Source organism: Helicobacter pullorum (assembly GCF_900638355.1).
GTDB lineage: Bacteria > Campylobacterota > Campylobacteria > Campylobacterales > Helicobacteraceae > Helicobacter_D > Helicobacter_D pullorum.
The window spans coordinates 1654379-1668255 of sequence record NZ_LR134509.1 but is presented as its reverse complement, the minus strand read 5'-3'; the positions used below and the strand labels follow the sequence as shown (position 1 = coordinate 1668255).

At 35.0% G+C, this 13877-nt stretch carries 12 protein-coding genes; 10 read left to right on the top strand and 2 right to left on the bottom strand.

Annotated features, from left to right (window positions below; all coding sequences use genetic code 11):
- Positions 1-145: 145 nt before the first annotated feature.
- A complete protein-coding gene (locus EL247_RS08120) occupies positions 146-925 on the bottom strand; it encodes a pyridoxine 5'-phosphate synthase (RefSeq protein WP_005021571.1) in 780 nt (259 codons plus the stop codon).
- A gap of 72 nt (positions 926-997) precedes the next feature.
- Here EL247_RS08120 and EL247_RS08115 point away from each other — a divergent pair, with 72 nt between their 5' ends.
- From EL247_RS08115 to hisH, 3 genes are read left to right on the top strand one after another with little or no spacing between them, the layout of a single operon-like run.
- On the top strand, positions 998-1819 hold the full coding sequence (locus EL247_RS08115) for a 3'-5' exonuclease (protein ID WP_005021569.1): 822 nt from the start codon (positions 998-1000) through the stop codon (positions 1817-1819).
- 21 nt (positions 1820-1840) lie between these two features.
- On the top strand, positions 1841-2746 hold the full coding sequence (locus EL247_RS08110; protein ID WP_005021565.1) for a PDC sensor domain-containing protein: 906 nt from the start codon (positions 1841-1843) through the stop codon (positions 2744-2746).
- Positions 2747-2750: 4 nt separating this feature from the next.
- Positions 2751-3359: an imidazole glycerol phosphate synthase subunit HisH gene (hisH, locus tag EL247_RS08105; RefSeq protein WP_065836763.1), complete on the top strand. Its 609-nt coding sequence runs from the start codon at positions 2751-2753 to the stop codon at positions 3357-3359.
- Between the two features lie 11 nt (positions 3360-3370).
- Here hisH and EL247_RS08100 read toward each other — a convergent pair whose 3' ends face one another.
- On the bottom strand, positions 3371-6664 hold the full coding sequence (locus EL247_RS08100; protein WP_232019758.1) for an autotransporter family protein: 3294 nt from the start codon (positions 6662-6664) through the stop codon (positions 3371-3373).
- 195 nt (positions 6665-6859) lie between these two features.
- Here EL247_RS08100 and hisA point away from each other — a divergent pair, with 195 nt between their 5' ends.
- The 7 genes from hisA (at position 6860) to EL247_RS08065 (ending at position 13835) form a co-directional block, all read left to right on the top strand.
- A complete protein-coding gene (gene hisA / locus EL247_RS08095) occupies positions 6860-7567 on the top strand; it encodes a 1-(5-phosphoribosyl)-5-[(5-phosphoribosylamino)methylideneamino]imidazole-4-carboxamide isomerase (protein WP_060661340.1) in 708 nt (235 codons plus the stop codon).
- A 107-nt stretch (positions 7568-7674) separates the two neighbouring features.
- A complete protein-coding gene (locus EL247_RS08090; protein WP_005021554.1) occupies positions 7675-8049 on the top strand; it encodes a chemotaxis response regulator CheY in 375 nt (124 codons plus the stop codon).
- A gap of 2 nt (positions 8050-8051) precedes the next feature.
- The gene (locus EL247_RS08085; protein WP_005021553.1) at positions 8052-8879 is read left to right on the top strand and encodes a 50S ribosomal protein L11 methyltransferase; all 828 of its coding nucleotides are present in this window, start codon (positions 8052-8054) and stop codon (positions 8877-8879) included.
- Between the two features lie 8 nt (positions 8880-8887).
- Positions 8888-10816, top strand: coding sequence for an ATP-dependent zinc metalloprotease FtsH (gene ftsH, locus EL247_RS08080; RefSeq protein WP_104745737.1), 1929 nt, complete (start codon positions 8888-8890; stop codon positions 10814-10816).
- 10 nt (positions 10817-10826) lie between these two features.
- Positions 10827-11429: a phosphatidylserine decarboxylase gene (locus EL247_RS08075; protein ID WP_065836762.1), complete on the top strand. Its 603-nt coding sequence runs from the start codon at positions 10827-10829 to the stop codon at positions 11427-11429.
- Positions 11429-12163, top strand: coding sequence for a CDP-diacylglycerol--serine O-phosphatidyltransferase (pssA, locus tag EL247_RS08070; RefSeq protein WP_005021549.1), 735 nt, complete (start codon positions 11429-11431; stop codon positions 12161-12163). The genes EL247_RS08075 and pssA overlap by 1 nt, the downstream gene beginning before the upstream one ends.
- Positions 12164-12293: 130 nt before the next feature.
- Positions 12294-13835, top strand: coding sequence for a 2-isopropylmalate synthase (locus tag EL247_RS08065; RefSeq protein ID WP_104745736.1), 1542 nt, complete (start codon positions 12294-12296; stop codon positions 13833-13835).
- Positions 13836-13877: the final 42 nt, after the last annotated feature.

Here is a 13877-nt window from a genome sequence, read left to right as displayed (position 1 = left end):
AGTGAGTAAATAATTGAGATAATCAAGCTGTGGATTTATTGATAAAATCTTCAATAAATATAAGTAAATAGGTCAATAAGTAGATGTTAATTATAGATGTAGATAAATAGATGTGTGGGCAATGAGTAGGCAAGTGAGATGAGGATTATTTAAGAAGTGCTACCATATCCTTTATAGCTTGTTCTAATCCTGTGAAAATTGCTCTTGCAACAATGCTTTGTCCGATATTTAACTCTATGATTTCTGGAATTTCTAAAATCGGCTTTAAATTGGCATAATTTAGTCCATGTCCTGCTGCAACTTCTAGCCCAAGCCATTTTGCTTCTTTTGCTGCATTTTTTAGCTCTATTAAGGAATTTTCATAAGCTTCTTTTAGGTGGCTTTTGGATTGTTCTAAGGTTTTGATGCTGTTGTGCATTTTTGGGAGATTTGTAAATAACATTAAATGCAGGTTTGCATAAGCTCCTGTGTGAAGTTCTATCATATTTGCACCTGTTTCTTTTGCAGCACAGATTTGGCAAATATCTGTGTCAATAAAAAGCGAAACTTCTGTGCCATTGTCTTGGAATTTTTTTGTAATTTCTTGGATTATTTTGAGGTTTTTTTCTACATTTAATCCGCCTTCAGTTGTGACTTCTTGACGATTTTCTGGGACAAGAGTGATTCTGTGTGGAGCTATTTTTAGCAAAAAATCAATGATTTGGGGATTGATAGAAGATTCGATATTGATGGGCAAAAATGAAGATTCTACAATGCGAGAAATATCATCATCATTCATATGGCGTCTATCTTCTCTTAGGTGTAGAGTGATTTGGTCTGCCCCGGCTCTTTTGGCAATAAAAATGGCTTCTAGTGGGTCTGGGTCATTGATTTTTCTAGCTTCTCTTAAAGTTGCGATATGGTCAATATTTACTCCAAGTAACATTTTTATCCCTTTTTATAACAAATTGATAGGATTTTAACTAAAATTACTTTAAAAAATATTTGTGGAGCAAAAATGGTAATGGTGTTTGATTGTGAAACAATTCCTGATGTAGAGCTTATTAAACAGGGCTTTAGGGCGGAATTTGAAAAGTGTGATTTTGTTTCTAGCGATGATTTGGAGATTAGCAAAAAAGCAATGGAGATTCAAAAAGAAAATAGTGGAAGTGAATTTTTGCCTATTTGTTATCATCAAGTTGTGTCTATTGCGGCGGTGTTTTGTGATGAATTTGGGAATTTTAAAAAAGTGGGAAATTTCAAAGCCATTGGCGAAACTAAAGAGCAAAGGGAGGAATCCCTCATCAAAGCCTTTTTGGATTATCTTAATAAGCATCAACCAAAGCTTGTGAGTTTTAATGGTAGAGGATTTGATTTGCCGATGCTTTTGCTTAGGGCGATGAAGTATAAGCTTCAAGCTAATGCTTATTTTGAAGTGGATAATCTTCAATATAACAAGAATAAATGGGAGAATTATCGCCAAAGATATAGTGAGAGATTCCATACAGATTTATTAGATGTGCTTGGCAATTTTGGTAGTGTGCGTGGATTGAAATTAGATGTGGTGGCAAATCTTGTGGGAATGCCCGGAAAATATGATGTGCATGGAGATATGGTTTTGGAGTTGTATTATCAAGGAAAGTATGAGGTGATTGACGAATATTGTCAAAGTGATGTGTTAAATACCTATGGAGTGTATTTGCATTATGAGCTTTTAAAGGGGAATTTGAGTGTCGCAGAATATAAGGGAATCTTAGAAATTTGGAGAGAAAATCTCCCCAAAGATAAAGCTTATCATAGAATCTTTTTTGATACAATCACAAAACAGATTGAATCTTAAAGATATTTTTTAAGGAAATTAATGCTTTCAAAAGAAATTTTACAATTTGCAGAAATGCGTTATGAAATACGAGCATATTTGTGTTTTTTGTTGCAACGCAATATCAAAAATTATTTGCCCCATATTGAGTTAAATAAAATTATTGATGGTTTGCATAAAATTGGCAGTGAGGTAAGAATTTTTGAGCTTTTGTATGTGCTTGATTCTAGTGGAAATTTAGCAATTGATGGGATTAGCAATGATAGTTCCATTGAATGCAAAAAGGGAGAAAATCACAACGATAGAGCGTATTTTTATCGGGCTGTTAAAGAAAAAAAGTGTATTTTAACAGATCCTTACCCTTCTTTGGCAAGTGGGAATCTTGTAGTAACGGTTTCTTATCCTCTTTATAATGATAAGGGTAAATTGATGTATGTGGTGTGTATGGATGTTCCATTGGATAAGACTTCTTTGTTGGTGCGTCCTATGCCATTATTTGGATTTTTTTCAAACTTTAAAAAAGCGATTTATTTTGTAATTTCTTTGGCTTTATTTTTGGTTTGTGGATTGCTGCTTGTAAAGGGCGGAATTAGCATGTGGGAGGCATTAGAAAGATTTAATAGTTTGGATATTAAAGATATTTTTGAAGCGACAATACTTATTACGCTCTCATTAGCAATTTTTGATTTAGTAAGGGCAATTTTTGAAGAAGAGGTGTTGGGTAGGCAAAAATCTCAAGATTCAAAAATGGTGCATAAAACAATGATACGCTTTTTGGGTTCTATTGTCATTGCATTAGCGATTGAAGCTTTGATGTTGGTGTTTAAATTTACTATTATTGAGCCTGAAAAACTAATCTATGCGGTGTATTTGATAGGCGGTGTAACCTTGTTGCTTGTGGGGCTTTCGCTGTATGTGAAATTTACCATAGGGATTAAAAGAGATTAGTAATATGCTTGGGATTGTGGATTATAATATTGGTAATTTAGCAAGCGTGCAAAATGCTATTTTGAAAGTGGGTGAAAGTGCAAAGATTGAAAGTGATCCTTCAAAACTAAAGGATTATGACAAAATAATATTGCCTGGAGTGGGGGCTTTTGGCGATGCAATGGAGCATTTGCAAAAAAGTGGAATGCAAGAAGCGATTTTGGACTTTGTCAAAAGTGGAAAGTTTTTGCTTGGAATTTGTCTTGGTATGCAACTTTTGTTTCAAAAAAGTTATGAATTTGGCGAGCATTCTGGGCTTGGACTTTTGGAGGGAGAAATTATTCATTTTGAGAAGGCAGCCTTGAAAAAGGGAGAGAAGATTCCGCATATGGGCTGGAATCTCGTTAAAAAAGTCAAAAATAGTGCCTTGTTGGAGGGATTAGAGGATAGTTTTTATCTTTATTTTGTGCATAGTTATTATTTGGGGGAATCCAAAAATGCCCTAGGAATGAGTCATTATGGCATAGATTTTGTAAGCATTGTACAAAAGGAAAATATCTTTGGGATTCAGCCTCACCCTGAAAAATCTCACAATGTGGGTTTAAAAATACTAAAAAATTTTGTGAAATTATAAAATGAGGGCTTTTAGAAGCGTATCCCCGCTTCTAAAGAGGCAAAAAAGTCTGTATGGTGTTTTTGGGTATTGCTTTGGAGGGCTAAATTTGTAAAAAATCCATTTTTGTAAAAAAGTCCAATATCGCCTCTTAGCTGCAAAGAATCTTTTTTGTCGAGTGTATTTTGTGCATAAAAGGGAGTATGGTTGGAATCGTTTTTGAATTTGGCATTGACTTTGAGGTTGTCTGTAAATAAGTGATAATAGCCACCAAGTAAAGTTAATTTTAACCCATAAAGGCTTGTAATATCATTGTTGTAAGCGAGTTTTAAACCTGCAAATGAGCCTAGGAAATAGTGATTGTCGCTTTTGATTTCTAAGGCTGCACCTTCGTTAGATTCTGTAATATCAGGCATATGGAGAGAGTTTATCTCCCCATAAACTAAAGGCGAGATAGAAAGTTTGGGAGTGAGTGTGAAATCCTTGCCTAATCCAGCTAATGCACTAGTGGTGAGAGAATGGAAGCTAGAAGAAAAATTTTGGGAATATACCCCTATTTTTAAAGCGCGTTCTAAATTTGTGTATTCATAGCCAAGACGCAATGAACCCAAAAGATAAACAGAATCAAAGTCATATTTGGAGGTAATTCCAAAATACCCTCCCTTGCTTTTAGAATTGCTGTTGTTTTCAAAATCAAAATTATTGGAGTTAAAAATAAAATGGAATGCTAGATCCCATGAATCATTGAAATTTTTGGAAAGTTTGGTGTGGATTCCTCCATTGTAACCTTTATATGCGTTGAAATCTCCATTTTCTTTTGTATTTTGATAAGCACCAAAAGTAGAAACCTGCACAATCCATTCGTGATTGGAGGAGTGATTAAAATCATTGATAAAATCCTCATTTAAGCTTTTTTGGAAGTCAAGAGAGATTTTTGCAGAATCTAAATAGGTTTTGGCATTTAGATTATCAAGGCTGTTTGCAATAAGGTTTGTATCTTGGGTGAAATCTAATTCTTGGAATAATTGAGGCACATAAGAAGATTCACTAGAGTTTAAAGCTAGCGATTTTAATGCTAGGGCTAGAGAGCGAGAATCGTCATTTTTTGCAAATTTTTCATAGTTTCTAGTAATGGTTAGAGTGTTTGTGGCGTTGTCAAATTTGAAATTTAAAGTATGAGAAGCATTAAGGCTAGAATCATAGTTGATATTTGCAAAATTGCCTGTAATATTTATAGGATTTTCATTACCTAATAAATTGTGGGGATTGAGTGTAAGTTTGTCTTTGTAAAAATCTTTTGCCATATAGAAATTTAAATTTCCTGCTAATGAGGCAGAATTGCCTATTTGGAGGTTAAGTTTGCCTTGTGCATTGATGGGTGCATATAAAGTGGCATTAGTGGAGTTTTCAAAATGATTTTTAATGCCTATAAGTGCATTTGGATTTTTTAGGGTTAAAGAGGTATTGTTGTATAAATCATAGACTAGAATATTGTCACTAAGGGCTAGAGTGGAATAATTATTGAGCTTGATACTTTCATAGCCATAAATCCCTCCATCAAAAGAAATAGGCTCATTAAGGGTCAATAAGGATTGACTGCCAAAATTTAATGTGGTGTAGTATTGATTTTGGTAATTTTCAAGCAAATGGGGGTTGTTTGGATTCCAAAGGGAAATAATATCGCCTTTGATTGTGGCGCCATTTTGGATATTGATATTTTCCACAAAAGCATTATTGGCAATAAAAATGGACGCAAGAGAGCCTTCAGTGTAGCTACCATTTTGCAAATTAAGATTGCTAACCAAAGCACCATCAAGACGATAAGCCTCTAAAAAATCTTGCCATTCACTCAAATCATAATCAGGATTTGCAAACATATATGAGCCTCTATATTCAGAGCTATTCCCAGCTTCATTATCTCCAAAATTTAAGTGGATTCCAATCCCTTCTTTTCCAGTGGCTTTGATTTCGCCTTCATGATTAATAGTGTGATTTTTTCCATAAGACACAAGCACTCCATTAGAATAATCGCCTAGAGTGTGTATTTTGGAATGAATGTTTAGAGTGTTGTTACTCCCATCCATGCGGATACCACTTGCCGCAATGCCTTGAGATAGGATATTGTGGTTTTGTGTGGCGGTGTTTTCTCTGCCATAGATATGTAAGCCCACTCCATAAGTTGAAAGGTTGTAACTCCCTTCAACCCAAGCGTTGTTTTCTCTATCATAAAAGCCATTGCGGCTTTCCCAAGTAATTCCATTTTCATAAATAGAATCTCCATAAAAGAGTTTTCTATCAAAAACATATCCCAAGTCTTGAAGCAAAGCAAGTTCTGCCTCCATAAAGAAAAGGTAATTAATCCAAGTTTGGTGGCTCATAAGAGAGTTATCAAGCTCGATGTGAGATAAATCAGCATCCCCATTTTCCCAACCACTAATAGGCAGTCCATTAAAGGCATCAAAGCCAAGTTCTGCATTTTGGATAACTTCATTGACATGGCTTCCTACAAAATAAGCATGTCCTGTGGCATTGCTCAAACTACCTCCTATATTTCCTTCCCACATATTCACTTCAGTATCTATTAGAAAAATGTTTTTATTAGATTGATAGGCATTGTCATCTAAAATTAACATTTCTTTTTGCGCATTAACACCCCTTGAATCAACTAGATTTTGGGTGTAGGCATTGAGTGAAGTCGCAAAAGCATCATTAGGTTCTCTTGTGGTGGTGGAGGCAAGCCCTAAAGCATGGAATAATTCGTGAGTAAAGGTGCTAAAGGTATCGTATTGGTTGGCATTAGTTGGCAATGTGCTTGGGTGTGGAGCAATATACCAGTCGAGTGTTCCCATATTAATGTGCCCCAAATATTTTAAATCGTGGTCGGAAAGAAAAATGGGATTTCCTTGTGAATCTTTGTCTATGGGAATTTGGCTAAGATTTTCTTTTGCGTTTTCTAAAGTTAAATTATGATAAAGCATATCAGCAAATAAAGAAGAATTGTTTGCATGCAAAATATCATAAGAAATGGCAGAAGCATTTTTTTCTTTAATAGTGCCAACGCTTAAAGGAATGGGATTAAAATTAGTCGCATTTGACCCTAAAATATCTGCCCAAAATTGTGCTGCTCTTAAAACTTCTGCCCTTTGTGCTTGCGTGAGGTTGTGAGAAGAAGTTTGGGATTCTCCGCCAAAAGATGAACTTTCGCCTTGTGCGTAAAAATCTAATGTGAAAATGGGTTTATTGTTGTGATTGATGATAATTGTATCATATCCAAAAACATAGCTAGTTAAACCAAGGGTTAAAATGATAATGTTTGAAGTATTCATAATTGTATTCCTTATAAATTTGTGATTTTAAATTCAATGAATACTAACACAAGTTTTACAAACAAATTAATAATGAGTTTATTTATCGATAAATTGACAAAAAAATAATAAAAGTATATACTAAAATCTAAAAATTAATTTATTGTAGATTCATTTGGAATTGCTTTTGGTGCAATGTCTAATTAAAGGTAAAAAATGCAAATTATTCCAGCAATTGATTTAAAGGGTGGCTGTGCTGTGCGTTTAACGCAAGGCAAAATGGAGAGTGCAAAAGTTTATTATAAGAATCCCCTAGAGGTTGCAAAGCTTTTTTGGTCTATGGGTGCAGAATATTTGCATATTGTGGATTTGGATGGAGCTTTTAGGGGAGAGCCAAAAAATAGAGAGGTAATTGAGAAGATTGCTAAGCACTCTAAGCTTAAAATTGAAGTTGGGGGTGGAATTAGAGATGAAAAGACAATACAAGAGTATTTAGAAATTGGAGTAAATCGTGTGATTTTGGGTTCTATTGCACTGAAAAATCCAGATTTTGCAAAAGAAATGGCACAAAAATACCCTATTGTTATAGGCATTGATGCCAAAGAAGGTAGGGTAGCAACAGAAGGTTGGGATAAGGTAGATGGAATCTTGGCTAAAGAATTTGCAAAAGAGTTTGTAAATAGCAAAATAGAAGCTATCGTATGCACAGATATTAGCAATGATGGAATGCTTGGAGGGATTAATATAGATTTTACCAAAGAAATTGCACAAAGTAGTGGTAAATTTACTATTGCAAGTGGTGGATTATCGTGTATGGAAGATTTGGAGAAATTAAAAGATTCTGATATTGAGGGTGTAATTGTGGGCAAAGCTTTTTATGAAGAGAAAATTAATTTGAAAGAGGCTTTTAGGATTTTTGGATAGAAAAGCACCAACAAAACTATAAAATTTATTGTAGCTTATGTTAAATTTTGCTATTATGTAACAATTCTTTTTTAATTTTTATTTTTAATAATTTAAAGGAGTCCGCTTTGAAGATGGTCGTTGTTGATGATAGTTCAACTATGAGAAGGATTATAAAAAATACTCTTGCAAGATTAGGATATAATGATATTTTAGAGGGTGAAAATGGGATTGAAGGCTGGGAAAGAATGAATGCAAATCCTGATGTAAAAGTCCTCATTACAGATTGGAATATGCCTGAAATGAATGGGTTAGATTTGGTGAAAAAAGTCCGTGCTGATGATAGATTTAAGGATATTCCGATTATTATGGTTACCACAGAGGGAGGAAAAGCAGAAGTTATTACTGCATTGAAAGCAGGGGTAAATAACTATATTGTAAAACCATTTACACCACAAGTCTTAAAAGAAAAGTTAGAAGTTGTATTAGGCGTAAATGATTAGTGATGGAATATTATAATTGCCTTAGCATTAAAGCAGATAAGTTTTTATGGCTTTTGCAAAATAAAGCATTAGAAATTACTAATGAAGCTATCGAAGAAAGTGATAATAGCTTTATTATACGCACTTACCAAGATATTAATGCAATTCAAGAGCAATTACAAGAGTATGCTAACAATTTAGAAAATATTATGGGAGAGAAAATCCATCTTGAATTTGAAAAGCAAGTTTTGCAAAATCAAGATTGGATTGCCAAATACAGAGATTCTATTCAGCCTATTGAATGCGGTAAATACTACATACACCCTTCTTGGTTTGAAGCCAAAAAAGATAAAATCAATCTCATTGTTGATCCTGCACTTGCTTTTGGGAGTGGGCATCATGGGAGCACTTTTGGCTGCTTAGAAGCTTTAAGCAAGATAGATTTAGAGGGAAAAAGATTGCTAGATGTTGGCTGTGGGAGTGGGATTCTCTCGCTTGCTGCTAAGAAAAGTGGGGCTAATGTTTGGTGCTGTGATACAGATGAAGTAGCTATTATCGCAACAAAAGACAATATGCAAAAAAATGGCGTGGTATTAGATAAAGTATTTTTGGGCACAATTGATAAAATTACAAGCGAAAAAGGAAGCTTTGATGTGGTTGTGGCAAATATTTTAGCCGATATTATCGTGGCATTGCCTTTGGATTCTTATCTCAAGAAAGAGGGAATATTAATTTTATCAGGGATTTTGGAGAAATATACAAATAAAGTTCTTGATAAGTTTAAAAACTTAGAATTACTTACTCAAAATAATTATGAAGAATGGGTAACTTTAACTTTTAAAAAAATATAAGGATAAAAATGCAAAAACAAAATAATAATCAAAATCCACAAGATAAAAAACCAAATAATATTTTTAATCAAAACCCTTTGTTGATGTTTGTAATCTTTGCTATCATCGCTATTGTAATCTTTCGCTTTATGTCTCCAAGTGGTGAAGTAAGCAAGTTAAGTGGTGCTAGCACAACAAAAACAATTAATTATTATGAAATGAAAAAATTGATTGAAAATAAAGAGGTTGATTTTGTTGCCATCGGACAAACTAATATTAAAGCGACAGCGAATAATGCGGGCGGAAAAATCGTATATAATGCTCAAAGAGTAAGCCCTGATAATACTCTCATTCCTTTGCTTGATGAAAAGGGCGTAGAATATACAGGTTATAGTGAAAGTAATTGGCTTAGCGATATGCTTTTTGGCTGGGTGTTGCCGATTTTTATTTTCTTTGCTATTTGGATGTTTTTGGCAAATCGTATGCAAAAAAATATGGGTAATGGAATATTGGGAATTGGAAGCTCTAAAAGGCTTGTGAATGCCGAAAAGCCAAATGTAAAATTTGATGATATGGCTGGAAATGTAGAAGCTAAAGATGAGGTAGTAGAAATTGTGGATTTCTTAAAAAATCCAGAAAGATACGCGGCTTTGGGTGCGAAGATTCCCAAAGGTGTGCTTTTAGTAGGACCTCCCGGGACAGGTAAGACATTGCTTGCAAAGGCGGTTGCTGGAGAGGCAAGTGTGCCTTTCTTTTCTGTAAGTGGAAGTAGTTTTATTGAAATGTTTGTAGGTGTAGGTGCGAGTCGCGTTAGGGATTTGTTTGAAAATGCCAAAAAAAATGCCCCTAGTATTATTTTTATTGATGAAATTGATGCTATTGGGAAAAGTCGCGCAGCAGGTGGAATGATAAGTGGAAATGATGAGAGAGAGCAAACGCTCAATCAGCTTTTGGCAGAAATGGATGGATTTAGTTCGGATTCATCGCCTGTTATTGTGCTTGCTGCAACCAACCGCCCAGAGGTTTTGGACCCAGCATTATTGCGTCCGGGTAGATTTGATAGACAAGTTTTGGTGGATAAGCCGGATTTTGAAGGTAGAGTGGAAATTTTAAAGGTGCATATTAAAAATATCAAGCTTTCAAAAAATGTTGATTTGTTTGAAGTGGCAAAGCTAACAGCTGGTTTAGCCGGTGCAGATTTGGCAAATATTGTCAATGAAGCGGCTTTGTTGGCAGGAAGAAACAATAAAAAAGAAGTAGAGCAAAGTGACTTTTTGGAGGCAGTAGAGAGAGGGATTGCAGGATTAGAAAAGAAATCACGCAGAATCTCGCCCAAAGAGAAAAAAATCGTTGCTTACCATGAAAGTGGGCATGCACTTATCGCAGAAATTACAAAAGGGGCAAAAAAAGTTACCAAAGTTTCTATTATCCCTCGCGGTTTGGCGGCACTTGGCTATACGCTTAATACACCAGAAGAAAACAAATATTTAATGCAAAAGCATGAATTGTTGGCTGAAGTAGATGTTTTGCTTGGTGGAAGGGCTGCTGAAGCGGTATTTTTGGGAGAAATTTCGACAGGTGCTAGCAATGATTTAGAAAGAGCAACAGATATTATTAAGGCTATGGTAAGCTATTATGGAATGACAGATGTTGCAGGGCTTATGGTGCTTGAAAAACAACGCAATGTATTCTTAAATGGTGGGCTTGGAAGCACTAGAGAGTATAGTGAAGAAATGGCACAAAAAATGGATGAATATATCAAAAAGATTCTCAATGAGCGTTTTGAGGCGGTTAAAGAATCGTTAGAAACTTACAGAGAAGCTATTGAAAATATCGTAAAAGAGCTTTTTGAGAAAGAAAATATTGATGGAGAAAAAGTGCGTGAAATTATCTCAGAATATGAGAAAGCACACAATTTAGAAAGCAGGATAGTTCAAGAAGAGAAAGAAGAAGCTTAAAGGAGAGAATTTGGGAACTACAACACAAATTATCGCTAAAGAAGGTTGGAAGCCGATAATTATTACTTTGGCGATATTATTTTTTTGTTGGTTGGTTGGTTGGAAATTTATTGGATTTCTTGCCTTTTTGGCTTTAATTTGTTTTGTTTATTTTTATTATAATCCAGAGAGAATCCCTCAAGATTTATCAGAAAATAGCATTTTGGCTCCCATTGATGGCAAAATAGTTAATATTGAAAATCAACATGATGGGATTTATTTGGAAATTAAAAAGCCCATTTGTTTTTGTGGAATGATAAGAATGCCTTTTGAGGGGGAGGCAAAAGAGAAGCTTAGGATACAAGGTTTATATAATGGAAAGGAAGCTACCGGAGAAAAAATTATTTTAGATTTTAAGGGTGTTTGTGGGGATAGCTCTCTTGTGCTATACCCTAAAATTTGTTTGCGTAATGTTTATTTGTATTTTTTTGATTCAAAGTTTAGAATAGGGCAAAGAATAGGATTCTTTTTAAATGGCAGGGCAAAGTTTAAACTCCCAGCTAATGTAGAAATCAAAGTGTCAATAGATGATAGAATCTATGCGGGTTCTAGCGTGATTGGGTATGTTCGTTGATGAAAATTGATCCTTTATATATTTTGCCAAATCTTTTCACTGGCGCGAGCATTTATCTTGGAATCTTGAGTGTTTCTTATGCAACAATGGGAAAGTTCCACTTGGCTTGTTGGCTTGTGCTATTGAGTTTGATTTTTGATGGTTTAGATGGTCGTGTAGCAAGATTGACAGGGACAACTAGCAAATTTGGAGTAGAATTTGACTCATTGGCAGATGTAGTAGCTTTTGGTGTGGCACCTGCAATGATCTTGTTTTGTTATGTTGGGTATATGTATGGGAAACTAGGGATTATTGTATCTGGGCTTTATGTCGTATTTGGTGCAATTAGACTTGCAAGGTTTAATGTTACAACAACACAAAATGAGCCTAATGTATTTATAGGGTTGCCCATTCCTGCTGCTGCGGTTTTTGTCGTGAGCTGGTTATTGCTTGAAATGGGATTTTTGCAAAATTATTTGGAAAATTCCAAAGCCATCTCACAATTTTTGTTGATTGGAAGTTTGATTGTAGCATTGCTTATGGTTAGTAACATTCGCTATCCTAGTTTCAAAAAATTAAATTTTGAAAAGATTAGTTTTGTAAGAGCAATTGTTTTGCTAATGATTATTTTGGCGATTCTTTTTGCTTATCCGGTTCTTAGTATTGTTACTTTGATTACTTGTTATGTGTTATTTGGTCCTATTAGAGCATTGTATTATTTATTGAAGAAAAAGATAGTGGAGAAGAAAAAATGAGAATGCACCATAAGGGATATTATGGCATCTATTTTTATATTCGATTCACTTTTTCCATATTTTTGCCTCTGAGTCTTTTTTTCTTTGTAAAATGATTGTAAATTAGAATATTTCAATAAGGATAAAAACAATGGAAATGATAAAAATTTTTGATACAACTTTAAGAGATGGTGAGCAAAGTCCCGGTGCCTCAATGAATACAGAGGAAAAAATCAAGCTTGCTTTGCAGTTAGAAAGATTGGGAGTAGATATTATTGAAGCGGGTTTTGCAGCGGCAAGTCCGGGAGATTTTGAAGCAATTTCGAGAATTGCTGAAGCGGTCAAAGAGAGCACTATTTGTTCTCTTGCAAGAGCTGTGCCAAAGGACATTGAGGCTGCTGCAAAGGCATTAGAAAAAGCGAAATTAAAACGAATCCACACTTTTATTGCAACAAGTCCTATTCATATGGAATATAAGCTCAAAATGCAGCCTGGCGAAGTAATCAAACGAGCTGTTGAATCTGTGCAACTTGCAAAAAGTTTATGTGAGGATGTAGAATTTAGCTGTGAAGATGCTTGTAGGAGCGATATTGGTTTTTTAAAAGAAATCGCTTTGGCAGTTATTGAAGCAGGGGCACAGACATTGAATCTCCCAGACACTGTTGGCTATCGCTTGCCAAGTGAGATTGGGGATATTATTAGAGAAATAAAAGAGTGCGTGGGGAATAGGGCTATTTTGTCGGTGCATTGTCATAATGATTTGGGATTGGCAGTGGCAAATTCCATTGCGGGAATACAAAATGGTGCAAGACAGCTTGAATGCACCATCAATGGGCTTGGAGAGCGTGCTGGAAATACCGCTTTAGAAGAAGTGGTAATGATATTAAAAACGCGTAAAGATATTTTTAAGGATTTGGATACAAGAATCAAAACGCAAGAAATTTATGCTGCAAGCAAGCTAGTCGCAGATATTACTGGTATTCGCCCTCAACCAAACAAAGCCATTGTGGGCAAAAATGCTTTTGCTCATGAGAGTGGAATCCATCAAGATGGGGTATTAAAGCACCCTGAAACTTATGAGATTATGAAGGCTAGCGATATTGGTATCCCACAAGATAATGGTTTGGTGCTTGGCAAACATAGTGGCAGGGCAGCCTTTAGGGATAAATTATCAAGCTTAGGATTTGGTGAAATTTCACAAGATGAGCTAGATAGTGCATTTGAGAAATTTAAGATTCTTTGCGATAAGAAAAAAGAAGTTTATGATGAGGATATTCGTTCAATTTTGACAGAACAATCCACGAAGATTCCGCAAATTTTTGAGCTTGTAAGAATGCAGATTAGTGATTGTTCTAGTGGGGTGCCACACGCTGCTATTTGCATTCAAAAAGATGGCTTAGAAAGAGTTGATGCGGCAATTGGTAATGGAAGTGTGGATGCAATTTTGAAAACCATTGATAGGATTAGTGGCTATCAGGGGATTTTAAAAGATTATAAAGTAGAAGCGGTGAGCGAAGGGAAAGATGCGTTGGCAAAAGTGGTGGTAAAAGTGGAGTTTGAATCAGGTAAGTCAGCAGTCATTGGGCATGGATTGCATCTTGATACTATGCAAGCAACAGCAATGGCGTATCTTGGGGCTTTGAATAGCTATTTATCAATGAAAGAGCTAATAGCCACAAAAAAATGTTTTTAATAATGCTTTTAGCATTGTATTAGTTAGATTTTGTTAGAATTT